Source organism: Nocardioides sp. (genome assembly GCF_047602075.1).
Classification (GTDB): Bacteria; Actinomycetota; Actinomycetes; order Propionibacteriales; family Nocardioidaceae; genus Nocardioides.
Window position 1 is genome coordinate 72,483 of the sequence record NZ_JASGIF010000002.1, and the last position, 20,827, is coordinate 93,309.

Genomic DNA, 20,827 nt, shown 5'->3' on the forward strand with positions numbered 1-20,827 from the left:
GTCGGGCCGGTCACCTAGACCCCACCCCCGGCAGTTGAGGGGAACACGCTCTTGAGCAGCCCGATCCGATACAGACGGGACTTCTCCCCTTCGGCGGGGCTAGCGCCGGCTCTCGCTGCTGCCGCTCGGGCGACCCGGTCGATCATGATGCCGAGCAGCACGATCGACAGGCCGGCCGCGAGACCCTTGCCCCACTTGTCGGCGTGCGCGATGCCGAGCACCACGTCGTAACCCAGCGCTCCGGCACCGACCAGGCCGCCGATGACCACCATCGCCAGCACGTAGAGCAGGCCTTGGTTGGTGGCCATCACCAGGCTCGACTTCGCCATCGGCAACTGCACCTTGGTGATCTCCTGCCACACGGTGGCGCCGGAGGAGCGGGATGCCTCGATCGAGCCGGGGTTGACACCTCGGATGCCGTCGGCGACCAGCTTGATCGCGGCCGGGGCTGCGTAGACCAGCGCCGCGACGATGGCGGTGAATCGGGTGGGCCCGAACAGCGCGAGCACCGGGATCAGATAGACGAAGGCCGGGATGGTCTGACCCGCGTCCAGCAGGGGTCTGATGACCAGATCTGCCGTGCGGCTGCGCGCCATCCAGACCCCGAAGATCAGACCCAGGACCATCACCATCAGCGTCGCGACCAGGGTCATGTTGAGCACGACCATGGAATCGTTCCACAGATCCAGGAACCGGATGCCGGTCAGACAGATCACGGTAGGCAGGAACGCCCTGACGCCGCCGATCACGATCGCCAACACGAGCAGGCCGAGGAAGGTCAGCCACCAGGGTGAGTTGGCCAGGAGGTCCTGCATCGGATTGAGCAGGATCGTCGTAATGAAGTTCTTGAACGCCTCGGTCACGCCGTCGATGGACGAGGTGATGGAGTCCATCCATTCGTCGGCCTTGAGCGCGATGTGGCGCGCCCACCCCGTGTCGGGGAAGACGGCTGCGTTGAGCGAGTAGCGCGAGTACCAGATCGCGACCAGGACCGGCACGAACAGGCCGGCCAGGGTGAGCCGTCGGACACGCGGGTTCTCTCCCCCGCCGCGGGCGACCCGCTCGGAGCGCTCACTGGCAGCAGTGGTGGTGCGGTCGAGCATGATGCCCATCGCCACGATCAGCAGGCCCGGCACCAGGCTGAGACCGAAGTCGTTCTGGGTCAAGCCCTGCAGGACCGGGATGCCGAGGCCGGGACCATTGATGTAGCCCGCGATGATCGCCATCGACAGCGCAGCCAGGGTGGTCTGGTTCAGGCCGAGGATGATGGTCGAGCGCGCCATCGGCACCTGCACGTTCCACAGTCGCTGCCAGGTGGTCTGGCCGAGCGAGTCGGTGGCCTCGATGGCCGTGGGCGACACCTCGCGGATGCCGAAGCCGGCGATCCGCACGATCGGCGGGAGCGCGTAGGCCAAGGTGCAGATGATGGCGGCGGGAGCACCGATGCCGAAGAGTTGCACCACGAAGATCAGGTAGACGAACGTCGGCATCGTCTGCAGCAGGTCCAAGACCAGGGTGATCCCTCGGGCCGCCCGAGCACTCAGTCCGAGCCAGATCGCGAGCGGGAAGCCGATCAGCACCGCGAAGCCCACCGAGACGCCGGTGACGATGAGCAGGTCGATGGAGTCCTGCCAGTAGCCGAAGAGGCCGAACGACAAGAACGTCGCGAGCACCAGCAGCGCGATGCGCCAGCTCGCCACGGCGTAGGCCACCCACGTGGCGAGGGCCACCACACCGAGCCACCCGACGGTCGGCGCGGGGCGGGGCCGGACCGGCACCGAGAAGAGGTGCTGGAAGAACTCGATGATGCCGTTCAAAAGGCTGGCGAGGCCTTCGGTGAAGCCACTGCCACCGAGGTGGCTGCCGAAGTCCGAGAGCTTGTCGTGCAGGTCGGTGGTGTCTTGCCCCGCAAGGTAGAGCGTGTTGTGACCGCGCGTGAAACTCCACACGACGATCCAGACCACGAGCACCAGCAGCGCGAGCGCCCACCTCGGGAAACTCCGCTTCTCCTCCGGCGGTGGTGGAGCGGCGCCAGGCTCGACCGGCCGGCGCTCCTCGGTCGCCGCACTCACCGCGAGCCCCTCGCCCGTGCCATGCTCACTCTTCGTCCTCGGCCACGACGACCTTGAGGATGTCCTCGTCGTCGACCATCCCGACGATCTGGTCACCGTCGGCGACCCGCACCGCGCCCTGGTTGGCCAGCACCGCGCGGGCAGCCTCGCGGACCACCACGTCCTGCTGCAGCACCGGCGCGTCGGACGACACCGTGCCGTCGACCGGGCGCATCACCCACCGCAGGGTGAGCACGTGCGACTTGGGCACATCGGAGACGAACTCCTTGACGTAGTCGTCGGCGGGGGCGCCGACCACCTGATCGGGGCGGCCGACCTGGACGATCTCGCCGTCGCGCATGATCAGGATCCGGTCGCCCAACTTGAGCGCCTCGGCCAGGTCGTGGGTGATGAAGACCATCGTCTTGCCGAGCTCGTGGTGCAGCCGGATGACCTCGTTCTGCATGTCCCGTCGGATCAGCGGATCGAGCGCCGAGAACGGCTCGTCGAACATCAGCAACTCGGGCTCGTTGGCCAGCGCCCGGGCCAGGCCGACTCGCTGCTGCATTCCGCCGGAGAGCTGGTCGGGGTAGGAGTTCTCGTAGCCGGCCAAGCCGACCAGCTCGACCATCTGGAAGGCGCGCGCCCGCCGCTCGCGCTTGTTGACACCGCGGATCTCCAGGCCGTAGCCGACGTTGTCCACCACCCGCCGGTGCGGCAGCAGCCCGAAGTGCTGGAAGACCATCGAGACATGCTTGCGCCGGAGGTCTCGCAGTTGGCTCTCCGAGGCGGCGGTGATGTTCTCACCGTTCATCACCACGGTGCCGGCGGTCGGCTCGATCAGCCGAGTGAGGAGCCTGACCAGGGTGGACTTGCCGGACCCGGACAGGCCCATCACCACGAAGACCTCGCCGGGGGCGACGTCGAAGGCTACGTCCTTGACGCCGACCACACAGCCGGTCTTGGCCTTCAACTCGGCCCGGCCAAGGTCGGCATCGGGGGTGCCGATGATCTGATCGGCTCGGGGACCGAAGATCTTCCACAGGTCACGAACCGAGAGCGCGGCCTCCGTGTTGGCCTCCGCGCTCAGCTCGGCCCTCCCGTCCACACTGGGGGTTGCCACGCTCATTCCATCTCCTGGGCGGTGGGGGCGTCCTCGTTGCGCGGATCGCCCGGCGGATACAGCGGCATGTCGGTGCCGTGACGGTAGTACGGCACGTCCTCGGCGGGAAGTGGCGTGTTGCCCAAGATCAGGTCGGCGGCCTTCTCGGCGACCATCATCACCGGGGCGTAGATGTTGCCGTTCGTGACATAGGGGAAGACGCTCGCGTCGACCACGCGAAGGCCCTCGACCCCGTGCACCCGCAGTGAGAGCGGATCGGTGACCGCATCGTCGCCGACACCCATCTTGGCCGTGCAGCTCGGGTGTAGGGCGGTCTCGGCGTCCTTGCGGACCCAGTCCAAGATCTCCTCGTCGGTCTCCACGCTCGGACCCGGGGAGAGCTCACCGTCGTTGTAGGGCGCGAAGGCGTCCTGGTTCAAGATGTCGCGGGCCACCCGGATCGCCTCGACCCACTCCTTGCGGTCGGTCGGGGTGGAGAGGTAGTTGAACAGCATCTTGGGCTTGTGTCGGGGATCCTTGCTGGCGATCCGCACCCAGCCTCGAGTGTCGGCGTACATCGGACCGATGTGCACCTGGTAGCCGTGGCCCTCGGTGGGCGCGCTGCCGTCGTAGCGGATCGCGATCGGTAGGAAGTGGAACATCAGGTTGGGCCAGGCCACCTCGTCGTTCGAGCGGGCGAAGCCACCACCCTCGAAGTGGTTGGTGGCACCGAGGCCCTTGCGGAAGAACAGCCAGTCGACGCCGATCTTGGGGCGCTTGCTCCACTTCAGACCGGGCGCGATCGAGACCGGCAGCTTGGAGGCGTACTGGATGTAGACCTCGAGGTGGTCCTGCAGGTTCTCCCCGACGCCGGGGAGCTCGTGCACCACGGGGACGCCGAGCGGCTGCAGATGTTCGGGGTTGCCGACACCGGAGAGCTGGAGCAACTGGGGGCTGTTGATGGCGCCGCCACACAGGATCACCTCGCCTGCGCCGACGGAGCGGTGCGCGCGACCCGCTCGGAGGTAGTCCACGCCGACCGCGCGCTTGCCGGAGAACCGTACGGCGGTGACGTGGGCCAGTGTCTCCACGCGGAGGTTCTTGCGAGTCTTCATCGCCGGGTGGAGGTAGGCGCGCGCCGCGGAGAGCCGGCGACCCTGGGAGATGTTGCGATCGAAGGGCGCGAAGCCCTCCTGCCGGTAGCCGTTGACGTCGTCGGTCAGCGGATAGCCCGCCTGCCGGGCGGCCTGGAAGAAGGCGCCGAAGAGAGGGTTGACCGCCGGGCCGCGCTCCAAGATCAGCGGTCCGGAGCCGCCGCGCCAGGTGTTCGCGCCGTTGCTGCCGTCCGCGAGGAGCAGGGCCTCCATCCGCTTGAAGTAGGGCAGGCAGTGCAGGTAGTCCCAGGTCTCCATGCCCGGATCGGCGGCCCAGCGGTTGTAGTCCATCGGGTTGCCGCGCTGGAAGATCATCCCGTTGATCGAACTGCTGCCGCCGAGCACCTTGCCGCGGGCGTGATAGACCTTCCGCCCGTTCATGTGTGGCTCGGGCTCGGTCTCGTAACGCCAGTCGTAGAGCGGGTTGCCGATGGGGAACGGCAGCGCCGCCGGCATGTGGATGAAGGGGTCGATCTTGAAGTCGCTGCGGCCCGCCTCGAGCACCAGCACCGTCGTGCCGGGGTCGGCCGAGAGTCGGTTGGCCAGCGCCGATCCTGCCGAGCCACCGCCGACTATCACGTAGTCGTAGCTCTCGTGTCGACCACTCACGCCCGCACCCACCGTCCTCTCGATCATTCCCAAGAGCGTCCGCATCGTGCATTGTTGCGCCATGAGCAACACGTTGCTCAAGCCGCAACAAACTGTGCCCTCAGAAGAATGGTGTGGGCTGGGTCACCGAGTCAAGGTTTGGGCCCGGACCGTTGCCGACTGGTGATCTGGCCGGCGACTTGGCTAGTGACGTGCGGACCTGGTTTGACTCGGTCCCGACAGTCCTCAGTCCAGCTCGACCGGCCAGCCCTTCTTGCGCAGATGAGCGGTGACCCGGGCGATGTCCTCGGCCGAGGGCTCCTCGTGGATCAGGTTGCTGATCGCGTCGCCGATGTCGTCGGCGTCCGGGGACAGCAACCCGTTGGCCTTGAGCTCCTTGGTGACGGCCTTGACCTCGCGCTTGGTGAGTCGGCGCTCGAGGATCGCCACCAAAGGGATGTAGTCGTTGACCGGCACCCCCTCGGGATAGCCCGCGCGGAGCCAGGTGACTACACCGCCGAGCGCGCGGCCGAGCACGGTGCCGTCCTCGCCGCCATCGTCGTCGTCGGCCGGATTGGCCAACGGCCATCCTCCGGCGACCAGCCGGCTGGAGACCCGAGCCACCTCCTCGGTGGCGGCCGGACCTGGCTTGGTGCCGAGGAGGGTGGCGACCGCGGCGACCTGGTCCCCGGACAGATAGGTGTCCAGCAGGGACAGGAGCCCGGCGTGATCCTCGGCCGGTACGCCGTCGGGGTAGGCCTGGTGGACCCAGGCCAGCGCACGGCTCAAGGCGGCCGCTCTATTCATCGGGTCGCTCCCTTGCCATCTCCTGCTCGCGGTTCATGACTTCGGCACCAACGCGGGGATCAGGTGGTCGAAGGTGACCTCCTTGCCCATCCCGCCGCCGACGACGATCAAGATGCCGACCGCGACGCCGTACAACACTACGGCGAAGCAGACGCCGGCCAGCACCCGCTGAGGCAGCCCGGGCCGGGGGACCACCTCGGTGCCGTCCTCGGCGACCGGGGCAGCCGGCCCCGCTAGAAGTCGCACACCGGCAGCGAAGACCGCGGGCAGGCCCGCGCCCAGCAGAAGGCCGACCCACAAGATCTCCCACGCGGCGCTGAAGACCAGGCGCAGTGTCTCCATCTCGTCTCCTCCTCGGCTCTCAGCCGACCCGGCTCGAGGACTTGCGGACCTGCGGGCCGCCGTCCCAGGCCTCGCCGACGTTGTGGTGGCTGATCACGTGCTGGCGCGAGCGGAGGTACATCGATCCGGCGCCGACGAGCAGCAGCGCCATCACCGCGAGGGGTCCCCACACACCCGGAATCTGATGTCCCACCGCCCACATGGCCGCGCCGACCACTCCCGCGGACGGCAAGGTGAGCAGCCAGGCGAGCACCATCCGGCCCGCGACACTCCAGCGGACGTGTGCGCCGGGGCGGCCCACTCCGCTGCCCAGGATGGAGCCGCTGGCGACCTGCGTGGTGGACAGCGCGAAGCCCAGGTGGCTGGAGGTCAAGATGACCGCCGAGGAGGCGCCGTCTGCGGCCATCCCCTGAGGGCGGGTTATGTCGACCAGGCCCTTGCTCAGGGTCCGGATGATCCGCCAACCACCGAGGTAGGTGCCCATCGCGATCGCCAACGCGCAGATCACCTTGACCCAGAACGGGATCGAGGTGGTGTCGTCCCAGGAGCCGTAGGCGATCAGAGCCAGCGTGATGACACCCATCGTCTTCTGGGCGTCATTGGTGCCGTGGGCCAGCGACATCAGGGATGCGGCGCCGATCTGGCCCCACCGGAAGCCGTTGCCGGTGCGCTCCGGGTCACCCTTGCCGGCGAGCCGATGGACCAAGAAGGTGCCGGTCAGCGCGATCACCCCGGCGATCGCCGGCGACAGCACCGCCGGCATCACGATCTTGCCGACCACGCCGTCGATCTTGGTGCCGTCCCCGAACCACTTCACCCCGTCCCAGCCCTGGGCCGCGATGGTGGCGCCGATGATCCCGCCGAAGAGCGCGTGCGAGGAGCTGGACGGCAGCCCGAGCAACCAGGTGAACATGTTCCACAAGATCCCGCCGACCAGTCCGGCCAGCAAGATCACCAGCAGCGCCTGTCCATGGTTGCCGACCAACTCGGGCATCGGAGCGCCGTCGTCGCCCTGGATCCTGACGACCGCGTTGGTCACCGTCAGCGCCACGGCCACCGACAAGAACGCACCGACCAGGTTCATCACCGCCGACAGAGCGACGGCCACCTTCGGCTTGAGCGCCCCCGTGGCGATCGAGGCGGCCACGGCGTTCCCGGTGTCATGGAAGCCGTTGGTGAAGTCGAAGAACAACGCGGTCGCGATCACGAACAGCAAGATCAGGAGCGCTGCAGTCACGGGTCACACCTTGGGTTGTTCACGGGCCCGTTGCCAAGTCGGGGGGCCGCTGTTCACCCATTGTTCACCTGGCCATGCGGGCGCCCCGTCCGGGTCCGGCCTGCTGCTCGGACGACTGCGGAGTGGCGCGCAGGCGAAAGGCCGTGGATCCAGGATCAGTAGTGGCCGTAACCGAGCCGGTGAGAGACCTCGTCGGCGGCGGCGACCAGGAGCTTGACGACTTGGGAGATGCGCTCCTCGCCGAGTCGGAAGGTGGGTCCCGAGACGCTCATCGAGGCGATCACGTCGCCGTGGTTGTTGCGGAGCGGAGCGGCTGTGGCGGTGAGGCCCACCTCGAGCTCGTCGACGGCGATCGCATAGCCCTGCTCCAGCACGCCGTCGAGCTCGGCGCGGAGCTCGCCCCTCTTGGTGATCGTCATGTCGGTGAAGGCCGGCAGCGACCCCAACACCTGCTCGAGTCGATCGGGATCGAGGCCGCTGAGCAGAACCTTGCCGTTGGCGGTTGCGTGCAACGGGATGTGCTGACCCACCCAGTTGTGCATCTGCAGGGCACTCGACCCGGACGCCTGGTCCAAGTAGAGGGCCGCCCGGTCGGCGAGCACGGCGACGTTCACCGTCTCGCCGGTGTCGGCAGCGAGCTTGCGGCAGACCGGCCGCGCTTCCTGTACGACGTCAAGCCGCGCGGTCGTCGCCCCGGCGAGGCGGAGCAGGCCGATCCCGAGGCGATACTTGCCGCGGTCCTCCGTCTGTTCGACCAGCCCGTGGCTCTCGAGGGTCGCAACCAGCCGGAAGGCGGTGCTCTTGTGCACTCCCAGGTCTGCGGCCAGTTCGGTGACCCCCGCTTCTCCCGAGCGGGCCAGTGCGGCCAAGATCGTCAGTGCGCGGTCAACCGACTGGACGGTTGCACCCTCCGCGCTCGCGTTGCCCATGGCGCAACGTTAGCCGGTTGGCCGGCCTTGGGCGGATGACGCCATCGGCTCCGGTCGCTCCGGAAACCAATCTCCGCGTCGGGCGCCCTCGAAGGATCAGTCGCCGAGCTCGGCGCGCCGACGGACGACGTACTCCTCCAGCTCGGCGCGGACGGCGTCGTCCAGCGGTGGCTGCTCGTAGTCCTCCAGCCGCTGCTTCCAGATCGCCCCCGCCCGGGCGTTGGTGTCCGCGCTGCCGTTGCGCATCCAGCGCTCGTAGTTGTCCGAAGAGGACAAGAAGGGCCGGTAGAAGCAGGTGCGGAAGCGCTCCATGGTGTGCATGGCGCCGAGGAAGTGGCCGCCGTGGCCGACCTCTTGGTGGGCGTCGAAGGCCATCGAAGCCTCGTCGATCTCCAGCGGGGTGAACTCGTGCTGGAGCATCTGCAGGATCTCGGCGTCGACGATGAACTTCTCGTAGCCGGCGACCAGGCCGCCCTCGAGCCAGCCGGCCGAGTGCATCACCCAGTTGGCGCCGGCGAGGAAGGTCGGCAGCATCGTCATCAGGGCCTCGTAGCCGGCCTGCGCGTCGGCCACCTGCGAGGAGGTCAGCCCACCACCGGTGCGGAACGGCAGCCCGAAGTGCCGGGCGATCTGGCCGGTGCAGAGCAGACCGATGCCGGACTCGGGGGTGCCGAAGGTGGGTGAGCCCGACTGCATGTTGATGTTGGACAAGAAGGAGCCGAACACGACCGGCGCACCCGGCCGGATCAACTGCGAGAGCGCGATGCCCGAGAGAGCCTCGGTGATCTGCTGGACCAGGGCGGCGGGAATGGTGACCGGCGACATCGCGCCCATCAGCAGGAACGGGGTGAGGACGACGGGCTGGTTGGCGGCGGAGTACTCGAACTGCGCCTCGAGCATCCGGTCGTCCCAGCGCAGCGGGCTGTTGCAGTTGATCAGCGAGATCGTGGCCGGGGTCTGCTCGATGGACTCTCGGGAGCCGAACAGGATCTCGGTCATCTTGACGGTGTCGGCGGCGTTGGTGCCGGAGACGACGTTGCCCATGTAGATCTTGTCGGTCAGCGTCTGCAGCGCGTAGATCATGTCGAGGTGGCGGGAGTCCAGGGGGGTGTCGTTCGGCTCGCAGATCACACCCCCGGCGGAGTCGAGTGCGTCGAAGGACTGGGCCAGCTTGGTGAAGTTGCGGAAGTCGGCCATCGTCGCATCGCGGCGCACCTCTCCCTCACGGACGAAGGGCGGACCGTAGACGGCGCCGAAGGCCATCGAGTCGCCGCCGATGTGCACCGAGTGCTCGGGGTTGCGGGCCTGGATGTCGAACTCTCGGGGGGCCTTCGCCACCTGTTCGAGCACGAAGTCGGGGTCGAGGAAGACCGTGTTGTCCTCGACCTTCTGGCCCGCCTGCGCGAACAGGTCCAGGGCCCGTTGGTCCATGAACTCCACACCGATCTCGGTGATCAACCGGCGCCAGCCGCTGTCCAAGGTGGCGACGGCGTCCTCGGACAGAATCTCGTAGCGGGGCATCTTGTTGACGAACATGGGCTCTCCCGGGGGACGGCGGGTGTGCGGCAGGGGTACGGCGCGTGAAGCGGAGTCTAGCCCCATGATGCGGAATGGCGATTCCACATCATGGAACGGTTCGCCCGACGATTGCACACCCGAGCGCTCTCCCGCCAGCCCCCGACCCAATCTCTCGCCACCGGTTGACTCAAGCCGTCCACATCCCCCATGATATGGAACCAGCATTCCACATCATGGAACCGGAGCCCCGCATGACCGCCGCCACCGGCACCCAAGCCGTCGATCGCGCCGCGCTGCTGGTGTCCACCGTGGTCGAGTCCGACGAACCGGTGGCCTTCGCCGAGCTGGCCGAGGAATCCGGACTGCCCAAGTCCACCGTCAGTCGACTGCTCACCGCCTTGGAGCGCACCCAGCTGGTCGAGCGCACCGAAGGCGGGGAGTACGTCGCGGGCGGGTTGTTCGCCCGGTTCGCCTCACGCTACGAGTCGGTGGAGCTGGCCCGCGTCGCCCAGCCCGTGCTGCGTGCGCTCGGCGACATCACCGGCGAGACGGTCAACCTCGGCATCCCTCGCGGGGACACCGTGCTCCACGTCGCCCAGGTGGACTCGACGTTCTTGTTGGGCACCCGGGACTGGACCGGCGTGGAGGTGCCCAACCATGCCTCGGCACTGGGCAAGGTGCTGCTCGCCTCCGGAGTGATCCGGATGACGGGCTCCCTGATCGCACTCACCGACCGGACCATCACCGATCGAGCCGAGCTCGCGGCGGCGCTGGACGACGTACGCCGTCAGGGCTGGGCCGCGACTGCCGACGAGCTCGAGGTCGGCCTCGCCGGCGTCGCCGTCCCGGTCTGCAACGGACACGGTGAGGTGGTCGGCGCCCTCGGCATCTCGGGACCCACCCCACGCCTGGCCGGCCGACACGAGGCGCTGGCCCAACTGCTGACCGACCAAGCCGCCCAGCTCACCGCCGTGCTGGGCCACTCCCCCAAGGAAGGTGTCGCATGACCCCCGAAGAGATCCTGCGCGGCCTCTACGACGAGACCCTGGTTGGCAACGGCCCGCGAGTGCTCGAGCTGACCAACGAGGCGCTCGGCATGGGCATGGAGCCGCAGACGCTGCTGTTCGAGGCCCTCATCCCGTCCCTCGAGGAGGTCGGCGCGCGGTTCGAGCGCGGGGACTTCTTCGTGCCCGAGATGCTTATCGCCGGCAAGGCGATGGCGGGGTCGATGGAGGTGCTCCGCCCGCTGCTGGCCGACACCGGTGTGGAGACGATCGGCAAGTTCGTGATGGGCACGGTCAAGGGCGACGTCCACGACATCGGCAAGAACCTCGTCAACATCATGCTCGAGGGCGCCGGCTTCGAGGTGATCGACCTCGGCGTGCAGGTGGCACCGGAGAAGTTCGTGTCGGCCATCGAGGAGCACCGGCCCGACATCGTCGGCTTCTCGGCGTTCCTCACCACCACCATGCCGATGTTCAAGGCCAACCTGAACGCCTTGGAGAAGGCCGGCATCCGCAACGACGTGATCGTCATGGTCGGCGGAGCCCCGGTGACCCAGGAGTACGCCGACGCCGTCGGCGCCGACGGATACGCCGCCGATGCCTCGGCCACCGTCAAGCGGGCCAAGGAGCTCCTCGACCAGCGCCGGTCGATGGTCCCCGCCTGACCGTCGCGCCGCCGCACCTCGTCGACGTCATAACGATCGGTCGCCCCGGCGACCGGAGCCGATGACGTCCCACCCGACCCGCCAGACCTAGGAGGACCACCGTGAGCGCCGAAGTGACCCCGTTCGAGACCCGGCTCCGGTCGGCCACCCAGGAGGTCGTCATCGGTCGCGGCCACCGCTTCTGCCTGATCGGCGAGCGGATCAACCCGACCGGTCGCCGCATCTTCCAAGAGCAGCTCCGGGCCGGCGACCTGTCCGCGATCGAGCGCGATGTCGCCGCCCAGGTGGCCGGTGGCGCCGACGTGCTCGACGTCAACATGGGCGTGCCGCTGACCGACGAGGCCGAGCTGCTCGCCAAGGCGATCACCCTGATCCAGCAGCTCAGCGACAAGCCCATCTGCATCGACTCCTCGGTGGTCGAGGCACTCGAGGCCGGACTGTCGGTCTACCAGGGCCGCGCCCTGGTCAACTCCATCACCGCCGAGGACGAGCGGATGGAGGCGGTGCTGCCGCTGGTGAAGAAGTACGACGCCGCCGTGATCGCGCTGCCCAACGACGTCGACGAGATTCCGATGGAGCCGGAGAAGCGGCTCGACCTGGTCAAGAAGATCGTCGACGTGGCCACCAAGGAGTACGGCATCGCCATCGAGGACATCGTCCTCGACCCACTGGCCATGCCGATCGGTGCCGACACCTCGTCGGGGGTGGCAGGCTTCGAGACCATGCGGCGGGTGCGTGACGAGTTCGGGCTCAACATGACCTGTGGTGCCTCGAACGTCTCCTTCGGCATGCCGGAGCGGCACGCGCTCAACGCCACCTGGCTGCCGATGGCGATGACCGTCGGGCTGACCAGCGCGATCATGGACGTCCGCACGCCGGAGATCGTGCAGGCGGTGAAGGCAGCCGACCTGTTCTTGGACCACGACGAGTGGGGGATGGCCTGGATCGGGGCCGCCCGGGCCAAGAAGGCGGCCGAAGCGTCGGCGTGAGCCCTCCCGAGCAGGACCCCCCGGACTTCACCCTCGACGAGGTACGCCGCGAGGGCCTTCTCGCCCCCGCCGCGCCCGCCCCGGTCGCTCACGACGGCACCGGTCGGGTCGACCTGCTCTTCTCCGTCGAGCAGAGCCCCGGCGCCGAGCCCTCGCTCCGTCCGGTCCGGGTGCCGCCGGGCGTCAGCGTCTTCGACGCCGCGTCCTGGAACGGCATCGCCATCGACTCCACGTGCGGCGGGCACGGCACCTGCCACAAGTGTCGGGTCAAGATCGACGGCCCGCCCCCACCGATCACCCGCCACGACGAGCGGACCTTCTCCGCCGATCAGTTGGCCCAGGGTTGGCGGCTGGCCTGCCTGGTCTCCGCGGTGCACGACCTCGAGGTCGCCGTACCTCCCCTGACCACCCGCCCGAAGGCCGCCACCGTCGGCGTCGGGCGTCAGGTGATCCTGCGGCCTGCCGTGCAGAAGCGATACGTCGAGCTCGCCGAGCCCAGCCTCGCCGACCAGCGCACCGACCTGGTCCGACTCCAAGACGCGGTCGACGACCTCGAGCTGCGTTGTGGCCTGGACGTGTTGCGCCGGCTACCGGGCGTGCTGCGCGGCAGCGACTTCAAAGTGACCGCAGTCGTCGTCGACGAGGAGCTGATCGACGTCGAGGCCGGCGACACCTCCGGCGTGCGTCGCGCGATCGCCTTCGACCTCGGCACCACCACCGTGGTCGCCACCTTGTTGGACCTCGAGACCGGCACGCCGATGGCGGTGGCGTCGATGCTCAACAAGCAACAGCCGTTCGGGGCGGACGTGATCAGCCGGATCAGTGCGACCATGCTGGACCCGGAGGCGCTGGAACGGTTGCGCACGGCCGCTGCCCACACGCTCGCCGAGCTCGCTGCCGAGGTGTGCCAGGAAGCCGGCGCCGACCCCCGCTCGGTCTACGAGGTGGCCCTCGCCGGCAACGCGACCATGGTCGCGCTCGCCCTGGGCATCGATCCGGAGCCGCTGGGTGTGGCGCCGTTCGTGATGTCGTCGGCGTCGTTCCCCTCGGTCACGGCGAGCGACCTCGGCCTCACGGTGCATCCGCGTGCCCCCGCCGTCGTCTTCCCCTCGCTCGGCGCCTACGTCGGCGGAGACATCGTCGCCGGCATGCTCGCCACCGGGATGGACCGCGACAAGCGGACCCGGTTGTTCATCGACGTCGGCACCAACTGCGAGATCGTCCTCTCCGACGGCGACCGGATCCTGTCCACCGCCGCCCCCGCCGGACCGGCCTTCGAAGGCGGAGCCATCCGCTGCGGCATGCGCGCCGCCGACGGCGCGATCGAGGTGATCCGGCTCGCTCGCCAGGAGCCGGTCGAGCTGGGCGTGATCGGCGACGTCGAGCCCAAAGGCCTGTGCGGCTCGGGACTGGTAGATGCCGTCGCCGAGCTGGTTCGGGTCGGACTGCTGGACTCCTCGGGACGCTTCGTGACCGACGAGGCCGCCGCCGACCTCGCACCCGCGCTGGCGGACCGGCTGACCAAGGTCGGCGAGGAGCGGGTGTTCGTGCTGCACCGGCCCGCCCCGGACACCCCCGTCGCCGAGACCGTCTACCTCTCCCAGCGCGACGTGCGCGAGCTGCAGTTCGCCAAGGCCGCGATCTCCACCGGCTGGACGCTGCTCCTCGAGGAGCTCGGCCTGGGTCACTCCGACGTCCAGCAGGTGCTCCTGGCCGGCTCGTTCGGGTCCTATCTGTCGCCCGCGGCCGCCGTACGCATCGGGCTGGTGCCGACCCTGCCCACCCTCCGCATCGTCTCGGCCGGCAACGTCGCCGGCGAGGGAGCGAAGATGGTCTTGTTGTCCCAGCGCGAACGGGCCGGGGCGGCAGCGCTGTTGGAGGAGGTGAGCTATGTCGAGCTCTCTGATCGACCCGACTTCAACGACCGCTTCGTCGAGCAGCTCTCCTTCTGAGGACCACGCCACCCGGGTCGCCTTGGTGGCCTGCGGTGCCGTCGCCCAGCCGGCCGCGGAGATCGCGGAGCGGCGTGGCTGGCCGGTCGACGTGCACCCGCTCCCGCCCCTGCTGCACAACCAGCCGCAGCTGATCGCGGGCGAGGTGCGCGCGCTGGCCGCCCGCCTGCAGGACGACTACGGGCGGGTCGTCGTGGGCTACGCCGACTGCGGCACCTACGGTGCGCTGGACGAGGTCTGCACCGACCTCGGAGTCGAGCGGCTGCCGGGGTTGCACTGCTATGACGTGTACGGCGGTGCCGAGCGGCTGGCGGCGTACTTCCGGGAGCAGCCGGGCACCTACGTCTTCACCGACTTCTTGGTCCGCTCGTTCGAGCGGACCGTGATCCGCGAGCTCGGCCTGGACCGGTGGCCGGAGCTGCGCGACGACTACTTCGGCTCCTACACGCGGGTGGTCTGGCTGGCCCAGCAACCCGACGAGGAACTGCACGCGCTCGCCGAGGCCGCAGCAGCACGGCTCGGCCTCCCGCTCACCGTGGTCGACACCGGCCACGCCGGGCTCGAACGCGCCCTGGCCGACCTCGTCACCTAGCAGTCGGTCGCTAGCGGTCTGTGGTCACCACCGGCAGGGCACCGAGGACGGATGAGCGCCGCTCTTGGTCGGGGTCGCTCACCGGGTTGCTGGTGGTCGGTGGTGACGACCGACAGACGCAGCGACCGGAGAGGCGACCGGTAGCCGAGGTCGCTGGCCGGGTCGCTGGTGGTCGCCTGGCCTGCCCGGGTCGGCGTCTGCCGCGGTGTTCTTGCGTCTCCTGCGGTCTTGTAGTGGCAAAGTGCCTCGTATACCGGGTCCCAACCCACTACAGCACCGCGGGAGATGGGTCAGGGCCACCACAGCACCGCAGCAGATGGGCGCCAGGCCCCACAACGGCGCGGGAGACGGCTGCGGCGGGTCGAGGGGTTGCCGTTTGGGCCCAAACCGCAATCCGGGACGATGCGGGATGCAGTTTGCGGCCAATCGATGTGCCGTTTCGGAACAATCGACGGGTCTTCGCCCGACCTGGGCCCAATGCCTCACCGATGGGACGCAAACGACATCGGAAACGCCCTCTGGCGTGTCGTTTGTGCCCAATCGATGACCCTGTCCGACCCGGATCCACACCCCGGGTCACAGCAGTCACACGCGCCGCTGCTTCATCAAGGTCAGTGGATGAAGCGTCACCTCTCACGGCGCACACGCAATGAGAAGTGCAGGCCCACCGAGATACCTTGATGTTGCAGCAACGGGAGTGACCACCGGTGACCAGCAACCCGGCGAGCGGCCCCGAACCGCCGGCCGCCTCTCCGTGTAGTTGCCCTGTCGGTCAGCACCACAGCGGACCAGCAACCCGGCCGACAACCCGGACCACCGCCCGCCTGACCGCCTCGGAGCCCGACCGCGAACCCCGAACCGCGAACCCCGAGCGGCTCAGTCGCGCAGGCGATCGAGAAACTCCTGGCGCCACTGCTCGGTCTCGGCAACCTGGTTGAAGGTGTACAGGTGCAGGCCCTCCACCAGGGCGCCTGGCGCACCGAACGAAGGCGCGCACTTGACCAGGAAGCGCTCCCCGGTGAAGCCACCGGGAGCAGCCAACCGCGCCATGAAGCCCTTGTGCTTGGCCAGGAAGCGGGTGGAGTCGCCGACGCCGATCTTGGTGGCCATCGAGAGCAACTTGGCGCGGTCGACGGGCCCCGGCAGGCCGACCAGGAGTGGCATGCTGATTCCGCGCGTGCGCATCCTCTTCAACCAGTCGGTGATGGCCTTGGGGTCGAAGGTCAAGTTGGAGACCACCTGGGTGGCATGGCGGCGCTTGTCCCACATGGCCTGGATCGTCACGTCGTCGGCGATGGCCGGGTGCGATTCCGGATAGCCCGCGATGCCGACCTGTCGAAACGGCGAGCCCAGCGCCGCCAGATCCTCCAGCAGGGCCACCGAGTCGTGGTAGTCGCCGACCGGATCGGCATCGCCGCCCGGGACGAAGACGGTGCTCACGCCCACACCGGTCAGTCGCTCGACGATCTCGGCCAGCTCGGCCTTCCCGCTGATCATCCGGGCAGCCAGGTGGGGCACGACGTCGTACCCATGACCGATCAGCCGCTCGGCGAGCTCGAAAGTCTGCTCTAGACCCTTGTTCGGCGAGGCTGTGACAGTGACCTGGACGTCCGTCGGCACGCTGGCGACCAGCTTCTCCTCGATGGTCGGCGTGGGCAGCACCTCATAGCGGGCATGCTCCAGCAGCCGCACGATCGTGTCGCCGTCTTTGTTGCGCATGATGCACGCTCGTTTCGTGATACGCACTGGTGCGTCGGGCCACAGCGTAGCCACTACCGGCGCTCCGGGGGAAGAGGTCGGTCCCCATTGCGGTAGCACGGTGACCAAACCCTGGGGGGCCGACCGAACCAGGTCAGGCCCACTCGGCGAGGGCACCCCGGACGCCTGCCTCCACATCGCCACCGCGCATCTGCGTCTGCAGGACCAGACCGAGCAGGCGGGCGGCGTCGTAGAAGGCACGGGAGGAGGAGTTGGCCTCGTCGTGTCCGGCGCGGTCGACGGTGACCGTGCCGGGGGGCAGCTCCGGGTCGGCGAGGCCGTCGAGCACGGCATCGACGTACTCGTCAGGGAGTCCGACCCGGAACGGCAGCCAGAGTCGGCTGGCGCAGGTCTTCGGGGCGTTCCAGGGATCGCGGCTGGTGCCCGCCTCTGCGGTCAACCGGGCGCCGGGACCGGGGCGGAACTTCCCACCCAGCAGAGCCCGCGGAGTCTGGCCGGTCGAGAAGAAGAAGGTCTCCACCACCGCGCGGACCCCGTGCGCGTTATGGCTGGTGGTCTCCGTCGCGACGGAGCGGCTGTGCCACGAGGCGCTGGAGTAGAACGCGGTGCCCTCGTCCTGGAGCACGGCCGCCTTGCGCATCGCGCTCAGCTCCACGACCACCGGGGCGTCCACGAGCCGAGAATAGTGGCCCGCCGTCCTCCGCTCGGGAGGCCGATCAGCGCGCCGCGCGGGAAGCCCGCGACGGCACCGTGGCAAGCAGCCGCGCGGCCACCCAGGCGACGTCATCGGCCGCCTGCATCGGGGAGGCGGTCGGATGGGACGCCTGCGACAGCACTAGGCGCACTAGGGTCTCGGCCGCCACGCTCAGCTCACCCCCGGTCAGGGCGACGGGATAGCGGGCCAACTGACGGGCGACCACCGCGGTGGCAGCCTCCACCAGCAAGAACGCGTTGGACGTCGGTCCCGATCGACCGTGGGCACCGTCGACCTGCGACTTGGCCAGGATCTGCTGCAGGACGCTGGCGTCGGGCGCCCTACTCAACACGGCGTACGCCGCAGCGCGGGCCGCCGCCACCACGCTCTCCGGGTGATCACCGACGGCCTTCTCGACGAGCTCGAGGAAGAGCTCGAGCTCGTGCAGCGCGAGCACCTCGGTCAGACCCGCCTTCGAACCGACCTCGTTGTACAGGGTCTGACGGCTGACGCCTGCGCTGCGCGCCAGCCCGGACATGGTCAACCTCGACCAGTCCTCTTCTGCTGCCCACCGGGCAGCGGCCGCGACGATCCGATCTCGCGAGCGTGATGCCATGACGAACTCCCCCTGGGTACGTCGATGCCCGTAGGCCGTTCTCCTAACCAACGGAATCGTAGGTTACCTCGCCGGGTAAAGACGCGGGCCAAGACCCCGGCGGTTCCACCTACCAGTCTGGACCGCCGCACCGACACATCGGTTGCCGGGACCGACTGGCCCGGCCAACTGTCGAGACGCGTTCCCGCTGCGGCGTCGTGCCCGCCAAGGTGAACCATGGTCTCCTCGCACCCGTTCGGCATCGATTTCGGCGGCTCGGGCATCAAAGGCGCACCCGTGGACGTCCAGGCGGGTGACTTCGCCGGCGAGCGACACCGCATCGAGACCCCCCAGCCATCGACGCCCCGGGCGGTCGCCGCGGTGTTCGCCGAACTGCTCTCCCGATTCCCCGACTCCACGGGTGCGGTCGGCGTCACGGTGCCCGGCGTGGTCCGCCATGGGGTGGTCGAGTCGGCCGCCAACATCGACAAGTCCTGGATCGGCACCGACGCCGACCAGCTCTTCACCCAAGCCACCGGGCGGGAGGTCCACGTGGTCAACGACGCCGATGCCGCCGGGCTCGCCGAGGTGACGTACGGCGCGGCAAAGGGACACCAGGGCGTAGTGATCGTGACCACGCTGGGCACCGGGATCGGCTCGGCCATCGTCCATCGGGGCGCGCTGGTGCCGAACTCCGAGCTCGGCCACCTCGAGGTGGACGGGCACGACGCCGAGTCACGGGCGGCCAACAGCGCCCGCGAGCGCGAAGAGCTGTCCTGGCACCAGTGGGCGCAGCGTCTCACCGCCTACTACCGCACCGTCGAGAAGCTCTTCTCCCCCGACCTGTTCGTCGTCGGTGGCGGTGTGAGCAAGCACTCCGCGGAGTTCCTGCCTCTACTGGACATCAACACCCCGATCATCCCGGCCGTGCTGCGGAACCGGGCCGGGATCGTCGGTGCTGCGCTCTACGCCCGCACGGGTGGAGCCTGACCTAGGAAGCAGCGGGTCGCCGCCGACCAGCCCGCGGGGCGAGGCCCCCACGGTGCGGGGCGAAATGTCAGGATCGAAGCATGGACCTAGCGCGGGGACGAGCATGACGGCATCGGGGGCCTGGATCGAGGTGCGCAACCTCACCAAGCGGTTCGGCACCTTCACGGCGGTCGACGACTTGACCTTCTCGGTCGAGCCGGGGCGGATCACCGGCTTCCTGGGCCCCAACGGGGCGGGAAAGACCACCACCCTCCGGATGGCGCTGGACCTGATCCGGCCGACCTCCGGGAGCGCCACCATCGGCGGCGTGCGCTACCGCGATCTCCCGGATCCCCTTCACACGGTCGGAGCGGCCCTCGAGGCCACCAACTTCCACCCGGGCCGATCGGGGCGAGACCACCTGCGGGTGCTGGCCAGCGCCGCGGGGATCGAGGACCGCCGGGTCGACGAACTGCTCGAGCTGACCGGGATCCCGGCCTTCGCCCGACGTCGAGCCGGCGCCTACTCGATGGGCATGCGACAGCGCCTGGCGCTCGCGGGAGCGCTGCTCGGCGACCCGAAGGTGCTGCTCCTCGACGAGCCTGCCAACGGCCTCGATCCGGAGGGCATCCGCTGGCTGCGCGGCTTTCTGCGCCACCTGTGCGACGAGGGCAAGACGATCCTGGTCTCGAGCCACCTCCTCCAAGAGGTCCAGCAGACCGTGGACGACGTGCTCATCATCGCCAACGGGAAGTTGGTGCAGCAGGGCACCATGGCCGAGCTGGGCGGCGGTGACGGCTGCCTGGTCCGCACCTCGGATCCGGCGACGCTGGCCCGCGCCTTGGAGGCCTCGGGGTTGACCGTCTCCCCCGGCGAGGACGGCGCCCTGGCCGTCAACACCCACGACCTGCGTCGGGTCGGCGAGGTCGCGCTGCAGAGCGGACTCCCCGTGTGGGAGCTGCGTGAGAAGGAAGCCGACCTCGAGCAGCTGTTCTTCCGGCTCACCGAGGGCACCAACCGCAACCTGGGCACTGCGCCACAGGTCGGCGCGATCGAGGGAGGCGCAGCCTGATGAGCACAGTGGACCTGGCCACGAAGCCGAGCCTGCTCAGCGGGTTGGGCCGTGCGGTGCGCTCGGAGCTGCGCAAGTTCTTCACCACGCGGATGTGGTGGGGGATGGGCATCGCGGTGCTCCTGAGCGGCGCTGCGTTCTCCACCCTGTTCGGCTTCCTCTACACCTCCCAGGGCTTCCTCGACCAGGCCAGCGCCGGGCAACCGGTCGAGTTCACCCCCATCCAGCTGGCCAACTCCGTCTACACCGCAGGGCTCTCCGTGGGCTACCTGTTGCTGCTCACCATCGGCGTGATCCAGGTGGGCTCGGAGTATCGCCACAAGACCATCACCGCCACGTTCTTGGCGATCCCCCATCGGGCCCGGGTGATGCTGGCGAAGGTGATCGCGCTGCTGATCCTCGGCGCGGGCTACGGCGTCGTCTCCCTACTCGGCTCGGTGACTCTGGGTGCATTGGTGCTGCAGCTGCGCGACCGCGAGGCGTTCCCCTCCGACTCCGTCTTCCGCACCCTGGCACTGAGCCTGCTCGTGCTCGGCCTGTGGGCGCTGATCGGTCTGGGCATCGGCATCCTCATCCCCAACCAGGTGGCCGCGCTGCTGATCGGGGTGGGCGTCGCGTGGATCGTCGAGCCGCTGATCGCCTTCGGCCTGCAGTTCTGGGACTTCGGCCGTGGTCACATCGCGCCGTACCTCCCGTCGCAGGCGACCACAGCGATCGTCGACAGCGTCCAGAGCTCGGCCAACGAGGTGCGCTTGGACTGGTGGCAGGGTGCGCTCGCGCTCGCTGCTTGGGCCGCCGTGCTCGCCGGCTTCGGCATCTGGCGGACCGTGCGCCAAGACGTCAGCTGA

At 68.8% G+C, this 20,827-nt stretch carries 19 protein-coding genes; 8 read left to right on the plus strand and 11 right to left on the minus strand.

The features are described 5' to 3' along the window. Nucleotides 1-14 precede the first annotated feature (14 nt). The 8 genes from QM714_RS13035 to QM714_RS13070 all read right to left on the minus strand — a co-directional run bounded on the left by QM714_RS13035 (nt 15) and on the right by QM714_RS13070 (nt 9,746). Nucleotides 15-2,072, minus strand: a complete 2,058-nt coding sequence (locus QM714_RS13035; protein WP_415101246.1) for an ABC transporter permease — start codon at nt 2,070-2,072, stop codon at nt 15-17. A gap of 25 nt (nt 2,073-2,097) precedes the next feature. Continuing rightward, nucleotides 2,098-3,180, minus strand: coding sequence for a quaternary amine ABC transporter ATP-binding protein (locus QM714_RS13040; protein WP_415101248.1), 1,083 nt, complete (start codon nt 3,178-3,180; stop codon nt 2,098-2,100). Further along, a complete protein-coding gene (gene betA / locus QM714_RS13045) occupies nt 3,177-4,943 on the minus strand; it encodes a choline dehydrogenase (protein ID WP_415101250.1) in 1,767 nt (588 codons plus the stop codon). The genes QM714_RS13040 and betA overlap by 4 nt, the downstream gene beginning before the upstream one ends. Before the next feature lie 198 nt (nt 4,944-5,141). Then, entirely contained in the window at nt 5,142-5,702 is a 561-nt protein-coding gene (locus QM714_RS13050; protein ID WP_415101252.1) for a DUF3349 domain-containing protein, read from the minus strand. Between the two features lie 33 nt (nt 5,703-5,735). Next, nucleotides 5,736-6,044 (minus strand): hypothetical protein, encoded by a 309-nt coding sequence (locus QM714_RS13055; protein ID WP_415101254.1) that lies wholly within the window; start codon nt 6,042-6,044, stop codon nt 5,736-5,738. A gap of 19 nt (nt 6,045-6,063) precedes the next feature. After that, nucleotides 6,064-7,281: an inorganic phosphate transporter gene (locus tag QM714_RS13060; RefSeq protein ID WP_415101256.1), complete on the minus strand. Its 1,218-nt coding sequence runs from the start codon at nt 7,279-7,281 to the stop codon at nt 6,064-6,066. A gap of 155 nt (nt 7,282-7,436) precedes the next feature. After that, nucleotides 7,437-8,210: an IclR family transcriptional regulator gene (locus tag QM714_RS13065; RefSeq protein WP_415101258.1), complete on the minus strand. Its 774-nt coding sequence runs from the start codon at nt 8,208-8,210 to the stop codon at nt 7,437-7,439. A gap of 96 nt (nt 8,211-8,306) precedes the next feature. Beyond that, complete coding sequence (locus QM714_RS13070) at nt 8,307-9,746, minus strand: trimethylamine methyltransferase family protein (RefSeq protein ID WP_415101260.1); 1,440 nt, start codon at nt 9,744-9,746, stop codon at nt 8,307-8,309. A 233-nt stretch (nt 9,747-9,979) separates the two neighbouring features. Here QM714_RS13070 and QM714_RS13075 point away from each other — a divergent pair, with 233 nt between their 5' ends. The 5 genes from QM714_RS13075 (at nt 9,980) to QM714_RS13095 (ending at nt 14,930) form a co-directional block, all read left to right on the plus strand. After that, nucleotides 9,980-10,735: an IclR family transcriptional regulator gene (locus QM714_RS13075; protein ID WP_415101262.1), complete on the plus strand. Its 756-nt coding sequence runs from the start codon at nt 9,980-9,982 to the stop codon at nt 10,733-10,735. Further along, nucleotides 10,732-11,397: a corrinoid protein gene (locus QM714_RS13080; RefSeq protein ID WP_415101264.1), complete on the plus strand. Its 666-nt coding sequence runs from the start codon at nt 10,732-10,734 to the stop codon at nt 11,395-11,397. Before QM714_RS13075 ends, QM714_RS13080 begins: the two co-directional genes overlap by 4 nt. A gap of 101 nt (nt 11,398-11,498) precedes the next feature. Next, entirely contained in the window at nt 11,499-12,386 is an 888-nt protein-coding gene (locus QM714_RS13085; protein WP_415101266.1) for a dihydropteroate synthase, read from the plus strand. After that, nucleotides 12,383-14,338 carry an ASKHA domain-containing protein gene (locus QM714_RS13090; protein WP_415101268.1) on the plus strand — a complete coding sequence of 652 codons (1,956 nt, stop codon included), beginning with the start codon at nt 12,383-12,385 and terminating at the stop codon, nt 14,336-14,338. Before QM714_RS13085 ends, QM714_RS13090 begins: the two co-directional genes overlap by 4 nt. Then, the gene (locus QM714_RS13095) at nt 14,277-14,930 is read left to right on the plus strand and encodes a DUF1638 domain-containing protein (RefSeq protein WP_415101270.1); all 654 of its coding nucleotides are present in this window, start codon (nt 14,277-14,279) and stop codon (nt 14,928-14,930) included. Before QM714_RS13090 ends, QM714_RS13095 begins: the two co-directional genes overlap by 62 nt. Nucleotides 14,931-15,806: 876 nt before the next feature. Here QM714_RS13095 and QM714_RS13100 read toward each other — a convergent pair. The 3 genes from QM714_RS13100 to QM714_RS13110 all read right to left on the minus strand — a co-directional run bounded on the left by QM714_RS13100 (nt 15,807) and on the right by QM714_RS13110 (nt 17,959). After that, on the minus strand, nt 15,807-16,649 hold the full coding sequence (locus QM714_RS13100; RefSeq protein ID WP_415101272.1) for a methylenetetrahydrofolate reductase: 843 nt from the start codon (nt 16,647-16,649) through the stop codon (nt 15,807-15,809). 133 nt (nt 16,650-16,782) lie between these two features. Further along, entirely contained in the window at nt 16,783-17,322 is a 540-nt protein-coding gene (locus tag QM714_RS13105; RefSeq protein ID WP_415101274.1) for a hypothetical protein, read from the minus strand. A gap of 43 nt (nt 17,323-17,365) precedes the next feature. Then, nucleotides 17,366-17,959, minus strand: a complete 594-nt coding sequence (locus tag QM714_RS13110) for a TetR family transcriptional regulator (protein WP_415101276.1) — start codon at nt 17,957-17,959, stop codon at nt 17,366-17,368. Between the two features lie 216 nt (nt 17,960-18,175). Here QM714_RS13110 and ppgK point away from each other — a divergent pair, with 216 nt between their 5' ends. The 3 genes from ppgK (at nt 18,176) to QM714_RS13125 (ending at nt 20,827) form a co-directional block, all read left to right on the plus strand. Next, complete coding sequence (ppgK, locus tag QM714_RS13115) at nt 18,176-18,928, plus strand: polyphosphate--glucose phosphotransferase (RefSeq protein WP_415101278.1); 753 nt, start codon at nt 18,176-18,178, stop codon at nt 18,926-18,928. Between the two features lie 103 nt (nt 18,929-19,031). Continuing rightward, nucleotides 19,032-19,979 carry an ABC transporter ATP-binding protein gene (locus tag QM714_RS13120; protein WP_415101280.1) on the plus strand — a complete coding sequence of 316 codons (948 nt, stop codon included), beginning with the start codon at nt 19,032-19,034 and terminating at the stop codon, nt 19,977-19,979. Continuing rightward, entirely contained in the window at nt 19,979-20,827 is an 849-nt protein-coding gene (locus tag QM714_RS13125; RefSeq protein WP_415101282.1) for a hypothetical protein, read from the plus strand. Before QM714_RS13120 ends, QM714_RS13125 begins: the two co-directional genes overlap by 1 nt.